Below are 21,201 nucleotides of genomic sequence, written 5' to 3'. Positions count from 1 at the left end.
AAAATGAACGTATATTTATGGATATTAGGTGCAGTAATCATTGGTGTTTTTTATCTAGGCGGATTTATATTTTTCTTTCCATCTGATAAAAAAATGCTGGAAACACAAGGAAAAAATAAAAAGTCATTAATCATTGATAGTCTGTTAGGTGTGATATTTGTGGTTTGCCTCATTTTAGCTATCTACATCTATACGATTATCAATCAGCAATTACTTCAGTATAGTCGATAATTTTCAGCCCAAGTTTCAACTTGGGCTGTCTAAAAAGGAGAGAACTGTGTGAATGAAACCTATGTTGATTTTGACTAAGAATTTAGTCCTTGAACAAGAGCTGCAGCAGCAGCTTCAACACCTGAGCTACGAGGTTTTTTGTTCAGTGGAGCTGCTAGAATGCTTGAAGGCGAGCAGGCATCAGAAGAATACGACAACCGATACGCTGCAACGGTATCTCTTGAATTATCAAGCAATCATCTTAAGCGAGACAATCGCGGATTCCGAGATTCGAGAGCTATTGCCAATTTTGAAATCAGAGAAATGGGGCCTGTTGCGCAAGCTGGGCACAAAGCCAAATGCTAATGAAGAGGAACAGTTACACTCTTTAGGTGTGATCGATTGGCTAGTTGTTGATCATTCCATTGATTATTTACGGGAGCAGCTGTCAGAAAAGCTGGCACCCTATCAAAAGGATGAGACCAATATTGTCTTTCTATATAAGAACGAGTCCATCCAAGAAATGGGCAATCTTGTCCAGCTCAAAAGGAGCCTGACCAAACGGGAACAGACAACTTTGGATTGCCTGATCCAATCAAAGGGCAGCGTGGTGTCCAGAGAGGAACTGTGTTCACAACTTTGGAACGAACGGCCGAATAATTCTCATCTTTCCCAGACTTCTGTCTTGATAAAGCGGATCAAGATGAAGCTGGAGATCGCAGGCTTTGATCCAGAGATGATCAAAACCATCTGGGGCAGCGGCTACGTGTTGAAGAAGGGCGTCTTTGAAAAGGACTTTTTGGTAAAGATTTAGCTGCCATTACATAGGGTAGAGTGGTGGAGGGCGAAATAACTGAATGATTTTATGCGAGATGGCTGATGGATATTGGCGTCTCTTTTTTTAATGCTTGAATGAAAATTCAAAAAAAGGCGATCATTAATTGATCCTAATACTTTTCATTTTTCTGCGTATTTTAGAGTAAAAGGACTTTGATAGCGGTTGTTTTGCCATGTTATAATGTAGGCGAGAAAACCTGCTGTCTGAAAGGCAGGAAAAGAGATGCAAGTGTATTTACCAACCAACGATCTATTATTCAGAAAGTTGCTAACTTCGGAGGATTCCCAGCATATTCTAAAAGCATTCGTCAAAGATTTATTAGGCTTAGAATTCGAGAGACTGATGCCAAAGCAGACCTATCACATTGACAGCTACAAGAAATCCTATGAGGAACGAGAAAAGATGGAGGTAAAGCTTACCGAGGTTGACATCCTGGCAGTCGCTGAAGATGGAAGCTATACCACGATTGAGTGTCAAGTTCAGGCGCAAAAGTATTTTCATGAAAGAAGCCTCTTTTATCTCGGGGAAGCTTACCGCTCGCCTTTTGGCAACCTCGCTAAAAATGAGGTGAAGAAAAGCAATTTTTCGAGTCTGCGCCCAGCGTATGGTATCAATATTGTGAACTTTCATTTGTTCGATGACACAGAGAGTGCCCTGCAATTGTTCCGTTTAATGAATCCCGAAACCAATCGCCTTTTTCTAAATAAAGAGGGAAAAGAGCTGCTGGTTCTTTGTTTTCTTAGTTTGAAGAACGACGTACTTAATACGCAACATGCGGCGTATCACTGGCACTACTATTTCAAGACAGGAGAAGTGAAGACTGACGCCCCTGACTATATCAAAGAAGCGAAAAAGAAGACAGACTTCTTAACACTGGAAGAGGAGGAAAAGGAAATGATCATGAAAATCGATAAAGCCCGAGCAATAGCAGAGGCAGAGTTGGAGTATGCTCGAGATGAAGGCATGGAAAAAGGTCTGGAGATAGGCATGGAAAAAGGTATAGAAAAAGGTATAGAAAAAGGTATGGAAAGAGGGAGACAGGAAGAAAGGCGAATGCTGATTCAAAATTTAATGAAAACCGCGCTCTCATTGAAGGAAATCTCAGAGATAAGCGGCATAGATATTGAGACGCTGAAAAAGTGGAAGGTGGAATCGGAATAACTGAGGGAAGAGTTTGATAAGCTAGGAAGGAGCGGAAGGCGAAACAACTGAATGATTTTATGTGAGATGGCTGATGGATATTGGCGTCTCTTTTTTTAGAAATTTCAAAAGTCATCAGGAGAATAAACAAGTGTTCAGAAGGCCTAGTGATTTGTCAAAAGTTACTTGAACGGTTCTATTTTCAGTGTTCTTATCTTTCGCTACCATCGCTCATCACCTCGTCCTCTGACTCTTCGCCTTTACTATATCACGAGGTTTTTATCGTTTGAAGGTGATCTTCAGAGAATTCTTTTACAAACCTTCGCTGAAAAATAGACAAACTTCCGAATAAATAAAAGCTACCTACGCAAAAAATTGGGAAATGTTCGTTATTAACCGAGTCAAATTATTAATTAATAAATTAAAAAAAAGGGTTCTTATTTCTTGAAAAAAACTAGTCGTCCTCGATTCTCTCATTATATAATTTGGATGGGGAACAACAGTCTGGTTAAGGAGGATGAAACGATGAGAGTGGAGTATCAAAAAACTCAGCTATTTTATGGCGACTATCGTCCAGGGCGCGTGATTTGGATCACTCTGTTGAATGGACTAAAGGTGTTGAAGTTCAATCTATTGGACCAGGCTGGGAATATTCTATACAGTCTTGAATTAAAATATGATGAAGATGAAGAAGAGATAATCTACAATCGAATCACTTATGGGGCAATAACCAATGAGCAAATAAAAGATATTCAAGAAATTCTTATGCGAAATGACCCTTATTATGATTGGTGTGACGATGGTAAAGAGGATAATCTAAAGTGTTTTGCCTGTGAAATCATGCTAATTGCTGATTCTAAGAAGCATTCACTGAAAACTGGTGATCTGCTGGTCATTTATGATATTTACTCAAGCTATGAAGGAAATGAAGGGAAAGAAGTATCTAATAAGGAGTGCTATGAAGCGGGTACGATTACTAGAGCCGAGATCGAAAGTGATTTGGTTTATAGACTTTTGCAGCACAAGGAATGGGATACGATCGAAATGAAGATCTTCGAAAACGGTCAGATGTATAGCTATCTGCTGGAGTTTGAAGATCGGGATGAATGAGAAGGACTTGCGGAGGTGAGTCCTTTTTTATTTGCTTTGGGTTCAAAAAAGAAAGGCTACTCTGTAAAACGACAAATAGGTAAAAAAAACAGAAGGGATGTGGCATTTTACTTTTAATTGTTGAGTTAACAGGGATTAGAACAACTTTTTCTACTTAATAATAAAGTACAATCGTGTTTTATTGTTGTTTTGTTTTGAACTAGGTGTAGTATTTTTCGCATATTTTTACGTATTATCGTGTTTAAATGATTGTTTTTAACAAAACAAACCGAAATTATTACTAATAATCATAAATGATGACGCTTCGTTAACTATCCTATCGATTATGATACATTTCGTAAGGAAAAAAAGAAACGAAGTGAAATAGCTTATCGTGCTGTCGTTTGACGGCTTTTTTCGTTGGCAAGGTTATTTATTTCGTTTAATTTATAGAAAGAAGGCAAATGTAAATGAAGAAATCAACCAAGCAAGAACGATTGTCACGTGTCCTTGTCTTTTCCTCTTTTTTTGTGTTAACTGGTCCTTTTGTTACACAAGCGTTGGTGAGCCTTCCTGTATCTGCGGAGACGATTGTCGCTCCAGCAAGAACAGAAGCGTCATTGGACACAAGTGAGGAATTGCCTGAACAACAAGAAAATGCAGAAAAAACACAGACGACTGGAGATGAGAATGTCGTAACAGAAGCTTCCTCAACGACAGAATCACAGGTCACAGAAAATACAGAAACAACAAACAGTGAAGATAGTGCAGAAGCAGCCAATGAAGAGACAACGGCTTCTTCTGAAAAAGAGAAGGTAGAAAAAGCTTCCACTAAGGCAGCAGGTGTACTGAACGCTATAAGTGCGGATATTAGTTTGCTAAAAGGAAATACGACTGAAGCACAGCCTGCTAGTCAAACATTGGCAGGAAATAATTATGCTTTTTTAGGAGCAAAAGGAACGTTCACCGTTGAAACTAGCAATTTAGTGGCTGGTAATTCTATTATTATTGCTGAAGTTACTCAATCCACTACTGAACTTTCAGAAGCAAAGGCTAATTTTGATTCCCATGGGACTGGCGTTACACTTTTGGATAACAAGGGCAACCCTGTTGGGAAAATCCAATATGATAATTCCTTGAAGGCTATTACATTGAAGGTAACAGATACAGTCACTGCGGAAGGGGATATTCAGTCCTACAGCTTTATGGGACCGTACATGATGGGAATCAATGTTCACTCACCGAATGATGTGATCGCAAAAATGCCCTTTTCTAACACTATTTCCGTTTCTGGAAAAGACTATACCTTCGACTTTACGAAGATCGATTCTGATGCAGCAACGAAGATAAACTCAGACAGTTTAGGATTTGATAATACACCAACAAATTTAAGCTTCAATAATTTTCTGTTTCATAAAGATATTGCTGACGAGTCTGTACTGAATGAACTTCAAAGCAGTAATGGAGCAGCAGGGGCGGTTTTAGGCAATACAGGAATAAAGTATTCCTTTAAAATCTCTACAGAGTCAGATTTTTTATTTACAGGTGCGCATCTCGTTCTTGGAAATTATTATGTTTCTGCCGCAACGAACAAAATTCAGACGCTGGAAGGCGACACGAGAGCGACAGCTAACTGGAACAAAGTGGCTAAGAAGATTTCGTTGGTCAACCTTGGGGACAACGCGACGTTAGACGAACTTTCTGCCAGCGCCAATAGCACGGGTATTTACTATTCTCTTCAAGCTGATGGTAATTATCTGGTGGTGGAATATATCAGCCCAGAAGATACTATACTTACAGATGAAGAGATCATCGCCAATACTCGGGCACATCCTTTAGCTGGAACCAGTTCGGATGTGGAAGCAGACATTCAGGCAACACTCGATTATTATCACGGAGTCTTAGGAAATCGAGCTTCTTGCGTCATTCCAGCTTTAAGACTTAAATGGGCGGACGAATACTCATCAAACACCTTAACGGCTAATCAACTTGATGAAAACGGAGAAATCACTCGCACAGTATCAGCGACTAGCACCCCTAATACTATTGCCTCTGGGAATACTTCCGTAAAAGTTCATTATGCGGATCTTAATGGCAGAGCGTTAGATAGTATCGTGACAAAAGCGGGACCACCCACAGGAAAAGCCAATGAATTAGGAGACTTCTCCAATGCTGAGGCTACAGTGGACCCGAAAACAATCACAGGCTACCAACTCGTAACAGATATTTCGAAGCTGACTACTGAACAAAGGCATCAGCTTGAAGCGACACTTTCAGGACTTGGTTTGTATGCGGCGACAGCGAATGTGAAGCAAGATAAGACGGTCTTTGCCACAAGCCAGCTCAATGTTCCTTATCCTGGATTTGCGGATACCAGCTACGATGCTTCAGGAAATATTGTCACTGATGGCTCTGGAACAAAAGGCTACGGAGAAACAGATGTGTATTATTTTTACGTGGGCACACCGCAAAAGGTTGTGTACAACGTGATTGACGATACTGACGAGAAGAGCTTAGAAAGCGACGTTGAATTTGATGTCGGAACCTCCAATGCTAATCTAGCTAAGAAACAAGAGGATCTACAAGCGATTGCGGATGAGTACCTGTCAAAAGGCTATGAAATTGTTTCAGTAGATCCTGTACCAGGTGTTTTTGACACTGATGATTCAAAGGATCAGGTAGTAACGATTCATCTGAAGCATGCGATGGAGGTCAAGGAAGAGACAAAAACCGTCAAGCGAACGATTCATTATGTCTATGAAGACGGCACAGAAGCAGCGCCAGATCAGACAGATACAGTTACCCATATCCAGACAAAGACGGAAGATCGGGTAACTGGAGAGGTCGCTTATACCGATTGGGCAGCAAAAGATAACGACACTACCTTTGACGAAGTGAAGAGTCCGGAAATTGACAATTACACGCCTGATAAAGAAGCCATATCCGAAGTTACGGGTTTAACGGAAGACTCAAAAGACATTGAAGAAACCGTCACTTATACTGCGAAAAAAGAAACGACGATAGAAACAAGAGAGGTTAAACAAACCATTCACTATGTTTACGAAGATGGTATAGAAGCGGCGCCAGATAAGCTAGATTCCGTTACCTTTACTCGGACAGTCACGACCAATGAAGCAACAGGGGAAGTTACTCACGGGGAATGGGTAGCCAAAGATGATGATACCACCTTTGACGAAGTGAAGAGTCCCGAAATTGACAATTACACAGCAGATAAGGAACTGATAGGAAAAGTCACTGATTTAACAGGAGAGTCTAAAGACAACGAAGTGACGGTCACCTACATGCCAAAAATCGAAGAACGAGTTGAAACAAAAGAAATCAATCGAGTGATTCATTATGTCTACGAAGACGGTACAGAAGCTGCACCTGACAAAACAGATACAGTTACTTTTACTAGTATCGTAATGAAAAACCTAGCAACTGGTGAGATCACTACTGGAGACTGGGTAGCTACAAATGACGACACCACGTTTGACGAAGTAAAAAGTCCAGAGATTGATGGATATGTAGTGGATAAAAAGGTAGTTGAAGAAGTGAAAGATGTTGAAGCTGATGATAAGGATTTAGAAGAAACGGTGACGTATAAGAAGCTTGCTTCAGCACCTTCAAATGAGGAGCCAAGCGATTCAACCACACCATCATCAGAAGAAACGACTCCTACAACTGATTCTACAACCGCATCGAGTGAATCAAAAGACAAAACGACAACCGCTGTACCAAAGAGTTCAGGTGGAGGAACGACCAATCAGGCGACCATCACTACAAAAACATCTACTTCATCAAAGACTCTTCCAAGTACCGGTGAAAAAGTTCGTCATTATCTAACTTGGTTCGGTGGATTTGCGGTAGCCGCAGCGGCGATCCTGGGAGTATTAGTCAATCGCTCGAAACGTAAAGTAAAATAAGTGTTATAAAGTCGTTTTTAGAGAGCTATGCAGGATAAATACTGACTTAAAATAGGAATGAGCTTCTCTATTTAACGCTCAGGCTGTAGACAATGTCCGATTTCTGGATGATGCCTACAGCCTGAACTTATTTCAGATAGAACAACTGGAGGAATTTTATATGAGAATATTGGTGTTAACCAAGAACATCCATCATGAATTAGTATTACAACGAGAGTTGCAGGTTTTGAATCACGAAGTCTTCGTGACACGAAATGAACGGAGCATTTGTTTAGTAAATGAATGTGAGCTTGTATTTGATTGTTTATTTTTGAGTGAAACGTTATCAGAGAAAGAATTTTTATCAATAACCAAGAAAGCTTTTTCCTTATTTAACGAACAAATTATTCGTGTGATTCCTGAAAACGGAGAATACCCTTCACACTCAAAAGAAGCTTCGACCGTATTATACGTTAGTCGTTCATTTGTCGATTTGCGAGATCTTTTAGCCACGCTCATTACTAAAAATGATGAATACAAGGAACAGGCATCATTAGAACAATTTATTCGAAAATTAAGCAACAATGAACAGTTATTTTTTGAACAACTACAGGAGGAGCAACCGATCACTCGCCAACAATTATGTCAGATCATTTGGCAAGGAGACGAATCAAAATCGAGAAAATCCCAGCTCTCGTACATAGCGAAGAAAATTAATACAAAACTTGATGCGAGCAACTATACAGACAAAAGAATCAAGACCTACTGGGGGAAAGGGTATATCCTTCAGTAGTTGGAAGTGTTGAATTTTCGATGGTGATAAACGGGGCTATCTATCGTCATTTTGTTGCTATATGTAGCTTTTTGTATACGAAAGCATTATAATATAGATAGTTAATAATAAGAGGAGGGAGCAAAATGGCAACCATTCGCATTGATGATGAGTTGAAAAAAGAAGCCGACGAAATGTTCGACGAGGTGGGAATGAATACTTCAGTTGCGGTGAAAATTTTTTTGACACGATTTGTTAAAACTGGGAAATTTCCATTTGAAATAGAAACAATCGATCACCAGCCCAACGAGGAAACATTAAAAGCCTTCAAAGAGACCGATGAAATGATTAATCAAGGAAATTTAGGGAATAACGAAGAATTGCAGGCCTACTTTGATAGAATGAAAAAGGAAGCCGATTTGGATGCTTAATTATCAGACAACAAAACGTTTCGATAAAGATGTGAAAAAAATTGATTAAACAAGGGCGATCGATAGAAAAATTGCAACAGGCGATGGAGTTACTGATAAATGAAGCGGAGCTGGGTCAAGAGTACAAGCTTCATCCATTAGAACCCAAGAATCAGATTCCAAAGCGATGGGATATACATATTGGTGGACGGAATAGTGATTGGATTGTTATTTTTTATTATGTGTTCGAAAAGAAGATAATTATTTTTGAACGCACAGGCAGTCATTCTGACCTTTTCAGAGAATTGGATACTTTGTACTTAAGAGTCTTTCGAGGCTCTTTTCTTTTTTGCAATAGCAAGTAACTTGGATTATCTGTGATTCTCATCTATATTTTTATTAGGCATTCTTTTTTGAGTAACGAATATCATGCCTATAATTGAAAACGTGTACATGTCGAGAGGAAGGGGAAGAATTTATGAAGAAACCAATCCATGTTTTTTCGGAAATTGGTCCATTGAAACAAGTGCTCTTGCATCGGCCTGGACAGGAGCTGGAGAACTTGATGCCCGATTATCTGGAGCAGCTGTTATTTGACGACATCCCATTTCTTGATCAGGCGAGAATGGAGCACGATCTATTTGCGGATACCCTTCGCTCTAAAGGGGTCGAGGTTCTTTACTTAGAAGATTTAGCTGCGGAGTCCCTAACAAGTGATGGCATCAAGCAGGAATTTTTACAGGAATACTTAGATGAAGCCTTCATCACTGAGGGAGATATCCGCAAAGAAATCACGGACTATTTTTCAGCTATTAAGGATAACCGCATGTTTATTGATCATACGATGGCAGGGTTGAAAAGGAATCAGCTATCTGACAAGTCGGATGAAGCGTCACCTTTTTATATTGATCCAATGCCGAATTTGTATTTTACTCGTGATCCCTTTTCGACGATCGGAAGCAGTATCGCACTGAACAAAATGTATGCCGAGACTCGTCGTAGAGAGACTTTATATGCCAAATATATTTTCAACCATCATCCCATGTTTGCGCAGAATCCTGTGAATCTGTTGTACGATCGTGAAGACAGTACGAGACTTGAAGGCGGCGATGTATTGGTACTTTCAAGCAAAGTATTGGCTGTGGGGATTTCCCAAAGAACTGATATGGAGTCCATCAAAAAATTAGCCACTCGCATTTTTGAAGCGGAACCAAGCTTTGAACAGGTATTGGCCTTCAATATTGGCGAAGAACGAAAATTCATGCACCTAGATACCGTCTTTACGATGGTGGATCAGGATAAATTTACGATCCATCCTGAGATCGAAGGAGATTTGGCGGTCTATTCACTAATTAAGACCAATCAAAAAGTGAATATCATTGAAGAAAAGGATACGTTAGAAAATATTCTGTGCCGCTATCTCGATCTGCCTGCTGTAGAATTGATTCGCTGCGGCGGAAACGACATCACCGCAGCTGCTCGGGAACAATGGAACGATGGCGCAAACACCTTAGCTGTCGCCCCCGGCGAAGTAATTGTCTACGACCGGAACACGATCACGAATAAGAAATTAAAAGAAGCCGGTGTCAAAATAAACACGATCCCAGGAAGTGAACTCGTTCGCGGACGCGGCGGTCCACGTTGTATGAGTATGCCGTTTGTTAGGGGATAGGTGAGGTTTTGGTGGGTTCATTATATGGGAAAAGGAAATTGGTTGTTAAAAAAACTACATGGCATCGAATTGGACAATTTTTGATATGAGTGATTTTTGTTTCCGAATTTATATAACGTGATTCTCGCAAGACATATGAGAAAAAATCATAGTAACAAACTCGTTGTACTAATAACAACAGCTCCTTACTATGATTAAAATATATATTCAATAATTTGATCTATTTTAGCCATATCTTGCAAAGGTAAAGATTCAATTTTTTTGAGCTTTCTCTCTTTGAAATCAAGTGATTTTAATTGAGAAATAAGTATTTGTCCCGTAGTGTCTAAATCGTTTGGTAAAGAATAACGTGTTGGTAAGTTTCTTATTGTAGAAGTAATCGGGCAAATCACTGCAAACAGCGTTTTACGGTTAAACTCGTATCTAGATACGACCAACCCAGGACGTCTCTTTTGAATCTCTTTTCCTGCGGAAGGATCAAAATCAATCCACACAATATCTCCTTTTTTAGGAACATAGATTTTTTCTTCAGTCATTATAAAATCTCTCTTCCTTCAGGAGATAAATCTGTCCATTCGTCTTTTTCATAATACTCCGCTTCTTCTCCACCACTGAAGGGATCTTCGATTTTGGGAACTAATGTGATTGTCCCATCATCAGAATAGACAACAATATACTCTTTGTTTTCTTTAGGTTTCTTCCCATTATCCGAAGGTAAGGTTATCACTACAGAGCTTCCTTGTAATCTAGATTTTGCAATAAGCATAGTACCACTCCTTTATATCAATTTTACCATGCAACACTCAATCACGCAATGGGTGCAAATTTCATTTTAGTGTCTAGAGAAAATGCTAATTTTATATAGAAAGAAAAACCAATACGAGACAGATGTTTAGTAAAAATCATTATGATGTCTTTTTGGAAGAGGAGAACAGGTCATGGCTATTTTAGAGAACTTACTTGGCATAGACAATCAAACAGAGCTTGCCAAAGCCACAGAAAAAGTAAGTAAAACCAGAGCAAAAGAACTCGTAGAAAAGAATGTCATTGATTCGTTTGAGGTAGGCACCTTTAAAGGACTGGCTCAAATTCATCATTATCTGTTTCAAGATATTTATCCTTTCGCGGGAAAAATCCGAGAGGTTGATTTAGCAAAAGGTCAGTTTAGATTTGCGCCAGTGCTGTATCTTGAACCCGCACTGAAAGAAGTAGAGAAGCTCGAACAGACGACTTACGAACAAATTATTGAAAAATATGTAGAGATGAACATCGCTCATCCCTTTAGAGAAGGCAACGGTCGCGCCACTAGAATTTGGTTAGACCAGCTAATGAAGAAAGAAATAGGAAAGATGGTAGATTGGAATGAGGTAGACAAGGATAAGTACTTTTCCGCAATGATCATGAGTCCGGTGAATGATCTTCCTATCAAAGAGCTATTGAGACCTGCCTTGACCGACAAGATTGCTGATCATGAAACCTATTTTAAAGGGATTGATGCTAGTTATTATTATGAAGGATATACAGAGTTTAAGACAGAGGAGCTATGACAAATGTATTGTCACAGCTCCTCTCTTTTTTTAAATAGTTATCTTAATTCCCCCGGCAATGAATGATAAGTTTCTTTAAACTTCTGATTAAAAATATTTAGATTGCTATAACCGACTTCTTCGGCAATTTCATAAACTGGAAGATCTGTTGAAAGTAATAATGTATGAGCAGCAGCCACTCGCTTTTCATGGACTAACTGTTTAAAAGTCTTTCCGACATATTTTTTTAGTAAACGGGATAAGTGAATAGTGGAAATCGAAAAGTCCTCTGCCGCAGCTTTTAGAGACCCCACCTTATAATTGTCTTCAATATATTTCAAAATATCCGGGATATAGCTGTAACTCCCTAAATTTAAGTATTCTTTATTGACATAGAAATCTGTAGATCGTAACAATTCCCCAAAAAAGATGACCATGTAAGCTTTCATCATTTCAGAGGAGCCGGCCTTTGGGTGAAAGTGCTCATTTAGCATATTATCGATCGTTTGTTTGATTCGTTCATTTTTTTCAGTATGGAAAATAAGGAAATTCATTTGGTTGCTCTTTTCAAGTAAAGAAAAGAAGGTGGAGGCTACGATAGAGTCACTGGTAAATTGCTTGATAAAACTGCCTGAAAAAAAGGATTCAAACATTTGTAAATTGATCATAATGTCGTTCTCACCAGTCGTTTCAATCGCGTGAGGTACCAGTTGGTCCAATACTACAATATCTCCTTCTTTCAAAAGAAACTTTTTTCCATCAATCCATTGAGTGACGGTCCCACTGTACACATAATTTATTTCGGATGTGGCATGGGTGTGGAGTTGAACGGGTCGAAAACGTTCATGGACAGATAGGTAATAGTTCATACCATAGAGGTTAAAGTATTTTTCCGTATCAATATGAAAAGGTGGTGAGGTAAAGTCCACTTCTTCATTTCCAACTTTTTCGCGATTAATTCGTTCTTGTTTCGATAGATGAAATAGATTCGTTAAGTTGTCCATGATATTCCTCCTCAACATCATTTTAAAATGTTTGTTTTTGATAGTCAATATGAAAGTTAACGATATTGTAACCCTTTTCAATCGGCTGTATCATAGGTTTATAGAAATTATAGTTAGATTGTTTTAGATAGGGATAAAAATGGAGGAATCATCATGGAAAAAACAGCAAAAGAGATTGTAAAAAATGTTGGTGGTCCGAAAAATATTCAATCATTGACACATTGTGTAACACGTCTACGTTTTGTATTGAAAGATGATCGCTTGGCTAATACTTCTACAATTGAAAAATTAGATGGCGTCATGTCTGTGTTAAAACAGGGTGGACAATATCAAATAGTGATCGGGCCGAAAGTATCACAAATGTATGAACAGGTTCAAAAACTGTTAGGAAATGAAGTAGTTGAAGAAAAAAGTAGTAATGACCAAAAGGAAGAAAAAAAGAAATCGCCAATTGATCGATTAACAAGTATGTTGTCGGGTATCTTTTTGCCAGTCATCTCAGTATTAGCCGGTTCTGGATTAATTAAAGGCATACTGACATTACTTAGCCTGACGGGTGTATTAAATACAGCCGGAGGAACCTATACGGTACTTAGTGCTATAGCGGATTCAATGTTTTATTTCTTTCCTATCATTTTAGGCGCAAGTGCAAGTAAGTATTTTAAGGGAAATATGTGGCTTGGAGCTGTGTTGGGTGCAAGCTTAGTTTATCCATCAATCATAGAGATGGCTGATACGACTGTAAAATTTTTTGGTTTACCAATGAATGTCGTTAATTATACTAGTTCGGTATTTCCTGCTATCGTGAGTGCATTTCTTGCGGCGAAATTAGAAAACTGGTTAAAGAAATTCATTCCTGAAATTATTAAGTTTTTTGTAGTACCAGCAATTGTTCTGGTTGTTATTGCCCCGATTACGTTATTAGTTTTTGGACCAGTAATTTCTTGGTTGACTCAGATGCTGGCAAATGGTATTCAAGCGATTTACAATTTTAGTCCTGCTTTGACAGGATTACTTTTAGGCGGACCTTGGATTCTGCTGGTCATGCTTGGGCTGCATTGGGCAGGAATTACCGTATTAATCATTCAATTTTCAACATTAGGACATGCGCCCTTGGGAGGAATCTTGATTGCCAATCAAATGGCGATGGCTGGAGCGGTATTAGCTGTTGCAATGAAGGCAAAAGAAAGTAAGACGAAATCTTTATCAATATCGACAGCCATTTCTTGTTTCTTAGGAGTGAGTGAACCGGCATTGTATGGTGTTTTAGTACCTAAGAAAAAACCATTGATAACCGCTATTATTGCTGCAAGCTTAGCGTCAGTGCTTCCGGCAATTTGGGGCACGAGCACTTGGGTATCGGCTTCTGTCGCAGGTATTTTCGGAATATTTGGTTATATGAATCCTGCTGGGATTGACTATGGTTTTTATGGTGCCATTGCAGCAAATGTTTTAGGCTTGGTTCTCGGTTTTGCTCTGACGTACTTTTTTGGAACGGATAAAGAAACGGAGAACGAGGAAAAAGAGGCAGTTGATATCGCGTTAGGAGAGAATTGATATGAATATTTCTTCAATTCGGGTTAATGGGCTACGAGAACCTTTGGGATTTCATTATGATTATTTATTTATTACGTATGAATTAGTTAGTGAGATGCCGATAGAACGTCATTCAGCACAGGTGCGTGTTAGCTTAACCGAAGATTTTACTGATGTTGTTTATACAAGTGGAGTTATACCCAATAAAGAGGATTGTTCATTTGAAATCGACCTTTCATTAAAAAGTCGTCAACGTTATTTCATTGAAGTTCAAGTCGGAGAATCTAGGGGTGTCTCTTGGTTTGAAACTGGAAAAATGAACGAGGAATGGAAAGGTCAGTGGATCACGCCCCAAGATACAGGGATTACGCATCCAGTGCTTTCAACCTCATTTAAAATAAGCAAGCCCCTTCAACAAGCCCGCCTTTATGCGTGTGGTTTGGGGCTGTATGAAGCAACGATAAATGAAAAGAAAGTAGGGGAGGAATTTCTTGCTCCAGGTTACCATGATTATCACTATTGGCAACAGGTTCAAACCTATGATGTTACGGAAGCAATTGCATCAGAAAACTGTCTCTCATTTCATCTAGGCGATGGGTGGTATAAAGGAACGTTTGGCTTTGGCGGAGGAGAGAAGAATAAGTATGGAAAGGCCTACTTATTAATAGCGGAGCTGCATCTTTTGTATGAAGATGGGACGACTGAGATTCTATTTACCGACAGGGATTGGTCTTGCGCAGCATCCAGTGTTCTAGCAAGTGGTATCTATTACGGAGAAGCGCGCGATGATACGCTTATTGCAAAAAAAGAGAGCAACGTGATGATTGCTCACGATCTGACTCATGAAAAACTTTCAGATCGATTAAGTCCACCGATAAGGATTATGGAGACGAGAAGCCCTCAGGAAATTTATTGGAATCATCAGCAAGAATTGATCATTGATATGGGACAAAATATGGTAGGATGGCTGTCTTTTCTGAATAACCTGCCTTATGGACGTAAGGTTACTTTTCAATTTGGTGAAATTTTGCAAGACGGTCAGTTTTATCGGGAAAATTTGAGATTCGCTGAGGCATCTTTTTCATATGTATCAGATGGAGTACCCAAACAGATCCGACCAACCTTTACTTTTTTCGGTTTTCGATATGTTAAGGTTGGCGGAGTAACATTAGAAGAGTGCCAAGCGCTTCATCTCACGGGTGAAGTCATCTATTCTGACTTAGAGACAACTGGTCAAATTGAAACCAGTAACCCAAAGATCAACCAACTTTTCAGTAATGTACTTTGGAGTCAGAAAGGCAATTTTGTGGATGTTCCTACTGATTGCCCACAAAGAGATGAGCGAATGGGATGGACCGGCGACGCGCAGGTGTTTAGCCCGACAGCTTCCTATAATATGTTAAGTCTGGCATTTTTTAAGAAATACCTTCAAGACTTAACACTCGAGCAAGGCGATAATGGAGCGATTCCTATGACAATTCCAGCACTTAGCTCTGAGGAAACGACCAGCAGTTCAGCGGTTTGGGGCGATGTCTGTACGATCCTGCCATGGAATCTCTACAAATTTTATGGTGATAAGCAGTTATTGAAGAAGCAGCTCCCCAGCATGAAAAAATGGATTACCTATATTCAGGAGCATTCAAATGATTATCTGTGGGACCAAGGCTTTCAATTTGGGGATTGGTTAGCTTTAGATGGTATCGATCCTAATTCACCTATGGGAGCAACGGAGGAGGCATTAATAGCCAGCATTTACTCATACGTTTCTACTTCAATTGTTGCTAGGTCATGTACGATTTTAAATGAAAAAGACGCGGACAAATATAGTATTCTAGCCGAGAATATCAAGCAAGCGATTCAAGATGAGTATCTATCGAAAAATGGCCGTTCTGTGATCAATACACAAACCGCCTATACGCTGCTTTTGTATTTTGATTTATTTGAACAAGGTCAAGAAAACGTTTTGTTAAGACAATTCAAGAAATTGTTACGACAAGATAACTACTCTATTAAAACAGGTTTTGTTGGAACTCCCCTGATATGTTTGGCGTTATCCAAATTCCAGGAAGATGAATTGGCTTATACAATTTTACTGAATGAGGACTGCCCAAGCTGGTTATATGCGGTCAATATGGGAGCGACGACGATTTGGGAACGATGGAATTCCGTCCTTCCAGATGGACAAATGAATCCAGAAGGAATGAACTCCTTAAATCATTATGCAAATGGCAGTATTGTTCAATGGATGTATGAGTATATGTTAGGAATACGGCAAGAAGAAAGCAGCTGCGGATTTAACAGGATCATCATTAACCCGAGAATCAATTGGCGCTTGCAGAATGTCTCTGGACATTATAAAACATCTCATGGCAAGATTTCTGTGGCGTGGCTACTTAAGGAAAATAATCGGGTCAAGTTGAACATAACTGTACCACAAGTAACTCAAGCGACCTTGATTTTAGACAATGCCAAAGAAAATTCTTTTGCAGGATATGAAAGCAGGAAAATGAATGGACATGTTGAAATTGCTTTAATAGCAGGAAAGCATGAGTTCAATTATGAGTTATCCGAACAATTCACTATTCCGAGCGTGGACTCAAGCATAGACACGTTAACGCAGATTCCAGTAACGTATCAATTGTTAAAGAAGTATCTACCTGAATATTTTAGATTGAAGCCTTATAAACAGATAAAATTAGCGAATAAAACAATTGATTCTCTGATGGATCAGGATATACTTTCTGTTTCTGAAGATACAGTGACGCTATTGAGAAATAAGATAGCTGTATTAAGCAAAAGGCCTAACAACAAGGTACTAACAAAACTTTCATAGAAAAAAATGATTTGCTGAAAAAATACACTCTTCGATAAAAATGAGCGACGGATAGGCGCTTATTCATATATCGAAGGGTGTTTTTCTATTAGTTTCATTTAAGAGCTTCAGAAATGGTTATAAAGGAAAAGTCTCATCCTTTCAATAGCTTTTATAAAATCATTATTTTTCTCAAAAGTGACAAAATGGGAAAAAAAACGTGAACGAGTGTCTTCATTCATAATAAAAGCTAAATTAACAATGTTTGCAATATTCAAACATTTCAAAAAATAATGGTAGACACGCAAAAATGACGATTGTTATGACAAATATTTATTAAATTTATTTTTATTATGGAGATTTTTTTATCAAAAAACATAAAAAAAGGCAAAAAAATTGACCGCAACAAAGAAAAGCGTCGTTTTTCTAACGGTTTAATAGGTAATAATATTATTAGAAGGGAATTTCAAAGTTGAATGACCTTCGAATAGCTTTTAGGTAGGCTGGCTATTACTAGACGGCCTTTTTGTCGTGGAAAAGCTTTCATACCCATTCTCTTTATAGAAAGAAGGCAAGTGTAAATGAAGAAAACAGCAAAACAAGAAGTTCTATCTCGTCTGCTTGTGTGTTCGTCCTTTCTTGTGTTGACAGCTCCGCTCGTTGCTCAAGCGGTGAACAGTGTTCCTGTTTCGGCGGAAACAGGAACGACTCAAACAACAAAGGAAGCTTCGGCTGAAACAAGTGAAATAATATCAACACAAGAAAGCAATGTGGTGAAGGAAGCTTCAACGGAAATTCCAGTTGAATCAGAATCTGAATCGGTTGAAAGTACGAAAGAAAATTCAACAGACTTAGAAAAAACACTGGAAAATACAACAGATTCTTCTGTGGCGCAAAATGACCGTCAAACTAAAGCGAGTACAATCAACGCAATAAGCGCTGATCTCAGTCTGCTAAAGGGGCAAACAACAGAGAATCAGCCTGACAACCAGACTCTTGCGGGCACGACAGCGCAAAGATTAGGAAGTAAAGGTAATTTTGTTACAAATACAAGTGATCTAGTAGCGGGAAACACCATCGTTATCGCAGAAATCACGCAAACGACAACAGATCCTTCAGGAGCGAAAGTTCATTTTGCTAGAGACAGTTCTCCGTTAACACTTTTAGATAATGATAGTGGCGAAATTGTCGGTACGATCCAATACGATGGTGCATTGAAAGCTATAACGCTAAAGGTAACGAATACGGTAGTTAACGAGGCGGATACTCAGAATTATAGCTTTGTGGCTCCTTGGCTTATGATAATCAATTATGAAACGCCCGGTTCTGTCATAGCCAAAATGCCATTTTCAAACACACTTTCAATTTCAGGGAAGAATTATGTTTTTAATTTTACTAAGATTGCTGCAAATGTTGCGGCGTCGATCAAGAATGATGTTTTCCGTTCAGATGGTGGAGCATTAAAGTCCACTTTTACGAGAGATTTATATCATGAAGATATTGCAAGCAATCAGGTTTTAAATGAGCTTCAAAATAGTGGTGGAGCTAAAGGTGCTGTATTAGAAAACTTGGGAGTAAAGGAATCGTTTAGAGTATCAAGCATTTCAGGCTTGTTAGGGGTTGCCGATAATACAATTAATATGAAAACGTATTACGTTTCAGCGGACACGAATAAGATTCAAGCGTTAGACGGGCGTATCGAAGCCTTAGACGGTTCAACCGGATCGACCATTCTTGCTACGGTTAATTCGGGGAAGAATTTAAGTCTAGCAGAACTACAGGCACAGGCAACAAGCACAGGGGTCTATTATTCTCTTCAAAATGATGGCACCTATCTTGTTGTGAACTATGTAAGTCCTGAGGATACAGTGCTTTCAGATGAACAAATTATTGCAAATATCAAAGCGAATCCGCTAAGTGTAGTTAGCGCTGATATTGACGCGGATATTCAAGCCACCTTGGACTATTACCATGGGGTGTTAGGAAATAGAGCGTCAGCAATTTCTATCAAGAATAGTTTCTTTTGGGAAGACGAATACGTAGCAAATACTTTAACTGTTCAGCAATTGGATGATAGTGGAAATGTTATAAACACGGCGACTAGTACCAGTACCCCTAATGGAATTGCTTCTGGCAATACACCAGTGAAAGTTCATTATTTAGATCTCAGCGGCCAGGCATTAACGGGTGTCGTTACAAAAGCAGGAGCGCCAACAGGAAAAGCCAATGATTTAGGAGATTTCTCTTACACTGAAGCTTCAGTAGAGCCAAAAGTAGTAAATGGGTACACCCTAGTGTCAAGTTTAGATGGACTGACTGCAAACCAAAAGAGTCAACTCGAGAACACCTTAACAGGTTTGAAAATGGCTGCGACTAACTTAGATAATGTTAATGATCAAGCTATTTTTGCTACTAAAAAGAATACAGTTCCTTATCCAGGCGTTGCAGGTGTCTATTACGATGCTTCGGGGAGAAATGTCACTGATAGTTCAGGAATAGAAGGCTATGGGCAAACGGACGTCTATTATTTCTACGTCGGAAATCCACAAAAGATCGTCTACAGCGTGATAGATGATACTGATGAAAAGACACTAGAAAATACGGTTGATTTTGATAATGGAGCGACAAATGAAAATCTGAATAAAAAGCAAGAGGATTTGCAAGCTATCGCAGACAGTTACTTATCAAAGGGCTATGAGATTGTTTCGGTGGATACTGTTCCAGGCGTTTTTGATGATGATGAGACAAAAGATCAGATTGTGACTATCCATCTGAAGCATGGAGAAGAAGTGAAGGAAGAAATAAAAACAATAGAACGGGTAATTCACTACGTCTATGAAGATGGTTCGAAAGCTGCAGAAGATAAAACGGATTCCGTAACCTTTACTCGTACAGCAACAAAAGACCTTGTCACAGGGAAAACAGTTTATAGCGATTGGAAGGCCAAAGATCAGGATTCGACTTTCGATGAAGTTACTAGTCCAACAATCAAAGATTATACAGCAGATCAACCGACTGTTGCAGAAGTTACGGGTCTAACCGCGGATTCCAAAGATAGTGAAGTCACCGTGACATACAGTAAAAAGACAGAGGACACATCGACCTCATCAAGTGAATCAAGCGAATCAAGTGAATCAAGTGAAACAAGCGAGTCAAGTGAGTCAAGCGAATCAAGTGAGTCGAGCGGATCAAGTGAGTCGAGCGAAACAAGTGAATCGAGTGAAACAAGTGAATCGAGTGAATCGAGTAGTATATCAACAAGCGAGACCACATCATCTACACAAACAAACGTTGTAGGAGCACCATCAAAACCAAATGGTCCAGGAGCAGCTTCGAATCATACGACGGTACACACAACGAAAAAAGTGAGCTCTTCGAAACGACTGCCTCGTACAGGAGAAAAAGTTCATTCGTTTGCCTTGTATGCTGGCTGTGCATTCATTGCTGCAGGATTTATTGGATTTATGAGGAATAGATCAAAAAATAAGGCAAAATAAAAGCGATATTCAACATAAAAATCCCTTAGAGTATTCGTCACTCTAGAGGATATTTTTTTAGGAGTTGATAATAAATTCGAACAAACTTAAATGATCAACTGTAAAAAGTGTTTTTATAGCTTTAGTATTTCCTTCTCTGTTCAACCATTTTAAAGGAAAAAGGACCACGATTTGACCATTCATCTACTAATTAGCACAAATGTGCATTTCTATTTCAAAATAAAAATGTTTAAGAAAAGCACAAAAGTGCAATTTAGAATCTATTTCACAAGCTTCGTTGACGAAATCGCTTTCAGGTGATAACTTTTTACTTACGAAAGGACAGTAAATACTTTCGAAAGAAAAAAGAAGGAGTGACGTATGAAAAGAAAGCTAAAGAGTAAAAAGGTTTTTGCTACTATTACTGACCTGTTTATTTTCTCCGTATTTGCAAGGGTTATCCTTTATGGATGCCATCAAATCGGACTTGGGATGCAGCTTTCATTACTCGTTGGTCTATTAGTTGGAGGGATAATCAATTATGTATTGATTCCTTTATTTTTCAATAGACAGACCATCGGAATGAAGGTTAATCATCTTGCTTATGTATTTGTGAATAGTAGCACTAAACGTGATGGCATCGTCTTGTTGCTGAGGTTTTCATTGCAATTATTGTTGAACGTTGTTTTTCTTGGAATTCCCTTAGCAGTAAATCTGTTTCTGCTTGTTTGGAGAAAGGATGCTTTTACGCTAGTGGATCAGTTGTTTTCACGTGTCATGGTGAATCAGGAGTTACGTTAGAGAATGGAAA

General features: G+C 39.0%; 17 protein-coding genes. 14 read left to right on the top strand and 3 right to left on the bottom strand.

What is annotated here, in order from left to right; translation table 11 throughout:
* The first annotated feature begins 3 nt into the window (after positions 1-3).
* From AUF14_RS16945 to arcA, 9 genes are all read left to right on the top strand, one after another.
* Positions 4-231, top strand: coding sequence for a hypothetical protein (locus AUF14_RS16945; RefSeq protein ID WP_102866239.1), 228 nt, complete (start codon positions 4-6; stop codon positions 229-231).
* 52 nt (positions 232-283) lie between these two features.
* The gene (locus AUF14_RS16940; RefSeq protein ID WP_102866238.1) at positions 284-1,024 is read left to right on the top strand and encodes a winged helix-turn-helix domain-containing protein; all 741 of its coding nucleotides are present in this window, start codon (positions 284-286) and stop codon (positions 1,022-1,024) included.
* Between the two features lie 246 nt (positions 1,025-1,270).
* Entirely contained in the window at positions 1,271-2,209 is a 939-nt protein-coding gene (locus tag AUF14_RS16935; RefSeq protein ID WP_102866237.1) for an Rpn family recombination-promoting nuclease/putative transposase, read from the top strand.
* A gap of 504 nt (positions 2,210-2,713) precedes the next feature.
* Positions 2,714-3,298 (top strand): hypothetical protein, encoded by a 585-nt coding sequence (locus AUF14_RS22880; RefSeq protein ID WP_227656374.1) that lies wholly within the window; start codon positions 2,714-2,716, stop codon positions 3,296-3,298.
* A 449-nt stretch (positions 3,299-3,747) separates the two neighbouring features.
* Entirely contained in the window at positions 3,748-7,203 is a 3,456-nt protein-coding gene (locus AUF14_RS16920) for a mucin-binding protein (protein ID WP_102866236.1), read from the top strand.
* Between the two features lie 160 nt (positions 7,204-7,363).
* Positions 7,364-7,975: a helix-turn-helix domain-containing protein gene (locus AUF14_RS16915; RefSeq protein ID WP_102866235.1), complete on the top strand. Its 612-nt coding sequence runs from the start codon at positions 7,364-7,366 to the stop codon at positions 7,973-7,975.
* Between the two features lie 125 nt (positions 7,976-8,100).
* Positions 8,101-8,385: a type II toxin-antitoxin system RelB/DinJ family antitoxin gene (locus AUF14_RS16910; protein WP_016178970.1), complete on the top strand. Its 285-nt coding sequence runs from the start codon at positions 8,101-8,103 to the stop codon at positions 8,383-8,385.
* Between the two features lie 83 nt (positions 8,386-8,468).
* Positions 8,469-8,729, top strand: a complete 261-nt coding sequence (locus AUF14_RS16905) for a type II toxin-antitoxin system YafQ family toxin (RefSeq protein WP_265331650.1) — start codon at positions 8,469-8,471, stop codon at positions 8,727-8,729.
* A 113-nt stretch (positions 8,730-8,842) separates the two neighbouring features.
* Positions 8,843-10,036 carry an arginine deiminase gene (gene arcA, locus AUF14_RS16900; RefSeq protein ID WP_102866234.1) on the top strand — a complete coding sequence of 398 codons (1,194 nt, stop codon included), beginning with the start codon at positions 8,843-8,845 and terminating at the stop codon, positions 10,034-10,036.
* Between the two features lie 194 nt (positions 10,037-10,230).
* Here the strand turns inward: arcA and AUF14_RS16895 are convergent, their stop codons facing one another.
* Positions 10,231-10,572, bottom strand: coding sequence for a type II toxin-antitoxin system PemK/MazF family toxin (locus tag AUF14_RS16895; RefSeq protein ID WP_016178972.1), 342 nt, complete (start codon positions 10,570-10,572; stop codon positions 10,231-10,233).
* Complete coding sequence (gene mazE / locus AUF14_RS16890; protein WP_016178973.1) at positions 10,572-10,802, bottom strand: type II toxin-antitoxin system PemI/MazE family antitoxin; 231 nt, start codon at positions 10,800-10,802, stop codon at positions 10,572-10,574. Before mazE ends, AUF14_RS16895 begins: the two co-directional genes overlap by 1 nt.
* A 172-nt stretch (positions 10,803-10,974) precedes the next feature.
* Between mazE and fic the strand changes: the two genes are divergently transcribed.
* Positions 10,975-11,583 (top strand): protein adenylyltransferase Fic, encoded by a 609-nt coding sequence (fic, locus tag AUF14_RS16885; RefSeq protein ID WP_102866233.1) that lies wholly within the window; start codon positions 10,975-10,977, stop codon positions 11,581-11,583.
* Positions 11,584-11,621: 38 nt separating this feature from the next.
* Here the strand turns inward: fic and AUF14_RS16880 are convergent, their stop codons facing one another.
* Complete coding sequence (locus tag AUF14_RS16880; protein ID WP_176674937.1) at positions 11,622-12,566, bottom strand: AraC family transcriptional regulator; 945 nt, start codon at positions 12,564-12,566, stop codon at positions 11,622-11,624.
* Between the two features lie 153 nt (positions 12,567-12,719).
* Here AUF14_RS16880 and AUF14_RS16875 point away from each other — a divergent pair, with 153 nt between their 5' ends.
* The 4 genes from AUF14_RS16875 (at position 12,720) to AUF14_RS16860 (ending at position 21,191) form a co-directional block, all read left to right on the top strand.
* The gene (locus AUF14_RS16875; protein ID WP_102866231.1) at positions 12,720-14,123 is read left to right on the top strand and encodes a PTS transporter subunit EIIC; all 1,404 of its coding nucleotides are present in this window, start codon (positions 12,720-12,722) and stop codon (positions 14,121-14,123) included.
* Between the two features lies 1 nt (position 14,124).
* Positions 14,125-16,935, top strand: a complete 2,811-nt coding sequence (locus AUF14_RS16870) for an alpha-L-rhamnosidase (RefSeq protein WP_102866230.1) — start codon at positions 14,125-14,127, stop codon at positions 16,933-16,935.
* A gap of 560 nt (positions 16,936-17,495) precedes the next feature.
* Positions 17,496-20,411: a mucin-binding protein gene (locus AUF14_RS16865; protein WP_102866229.1), complete on the top strand. Its 2,916-nt coding sequence runs from the start codon at positions 17,496-17,498 to the stop codon at positions 20,409-20,411.
* Positions 20,412-20,771: 360 nt separating this feature from the next.
* Positions 20,772-21,191, top strand: a complete 420-nt coding sequence (locus AUF14_RS16860; RefSeq protein ID WP_048718113.1) for a hypothetical protein — start codon at positions 20,772-20,774, stop codon at positions 21,189-21,191.
* Positions 21,192-21,201: the final 10 nt, after the last annotated feature.

Origin of the sequence: Enterococcus avium (assembly GCF_002891025.1) — a bacterium.
Lineage (GTDB): Bacteria > Bacillota > Bacilli > Lactobacillales > Enterococcaceae > Enterococcus_A > Enterococcus_A avium.
The sequence above is the reverse complement of the archived record's forward strand: the minus strand, read 5'-3'. Positions and strand labels throughout refer to the sequence as shown.

Excerpts from the sequence above, each read along its gene's own strand:
- AUF14_RS16945 (WP_102866239.1), top strand. The coding sequence starts at position 4 with ATGAACGTATATTTATGGATATTAGGTGCAGTAATCATTGGTGTTTTT.
- AUF14_RS16940 (WP_102866238.1), top strand. The coding sequence starts at position 284 with ATGAAACCTATGTTGATTTTGACTAAGAATTTAGTCCTTGAACAAGAG.
- AUF14_RS16935 (WP_102866237.1), top strand. The coding sequence starts at position 1,271 with ATGCAAGTGTATTTACCAACCAACGATCTATTATTCAGAAAGTTGCTA.
- AUF14_RS22880 (WP_227656374.1), top strand. The coding sequence starts at position 2,714 with ATGAGAGTGGAGTATCAAAAAACTCAGCTATTTTATGGCGACTATCGT.
- AUF14_RS16920 (WP_102866236.1), top strand. The coding sequence starts at position 3,748 with ATGAAGAAATCAACCAAGCAAGAACGATTGTCACGTGTCCTTGTCTTT.
- AUF14_RS16915 (WP_102866235.1), top strand. The coding sequence starts at position 7,364 with ATGAGAATATTGGTGTTAACCAAGAACATCCATCATGAATTAGTATTA.
- AUF14_RS16910 (WP_016178970.1), top strand. The coding sequence starts at position 8,101 with ATGGCAACCATTCGCATTGATGATGAGTTGAAAAAAGAAGCCGACGAA.
- AUF14_RS16905 (WP_265331650.1), top strand. The coding sequence starts at position 8,469 with ATGGAGTTACTGATAAATGAAGCGGAGCTGGGTCAAGAGTACAAGCTT.
- arcA (WP_102866234.1), top strand. The coding sequence starts at position 8,843 with ATGAAGAAACCAATCCATGTTTTTTCGGAAATTGGTCCATTGAAACAA.
- AUF14_RS16895 (WP_016178972.1), bottom strand. The coding sequence starts at position 10,572 with ATGACTGAAGAAAAAATCTATGTTCCTAAAAAAGGAGATATTGTGTGG.
- mazE (WP_016178973.1), bottom strand. The coding sequence starts at position 10,802 with ATGCTTATTGCAAAATCTAGATTACAAGGAAGCTCTGTAGTGATAACC.
- fic (WP_102866233.1), top strand. The coding sequence starts at position 10,975 with ATGGCTATTTTAGAGAACTTACTTGGCATAGACAATCAAACAGAGCTT.
- AUF14_RS16880 (WP_176674937.1), bottom strand. The coding sequence starts at position 12,566 with ATGGACAACTTAACGAATCTATTTCATCTATCGAAACAAGAACGAATT.
- AUF14_RS16875 (WP_102866231.1), top strand. The coding sequence starts at position 12,720 with ATGGAAAAAACAGCAAAAGAGATTGTAAAAAATGTTGGTGGTCCGAAA.
- AUF14_RS16870 (WP_102866230.1), top strand. The coding sequence starts at position 14,125 with ATGAATATTTCTTCAATTCGGGTTAATGGGCTACGAGAACCTTTGGGA.
- AUF14_RS16865 (WP_102866229.1), top strand. The coding sequence starts at position 17,496 with ATGAAGAAAACAGCAAAACAAGAAGTTCTATCTCGTCTGCTTGTGTGT.
- AUF14_RS16860 (WP_048718113.1), top strand. The coding sequence starts at position 20,772 with ATGAAAAGAAAGCTAAAGAGTAAAAAGGTTTTTGCTACTATTACTGAC.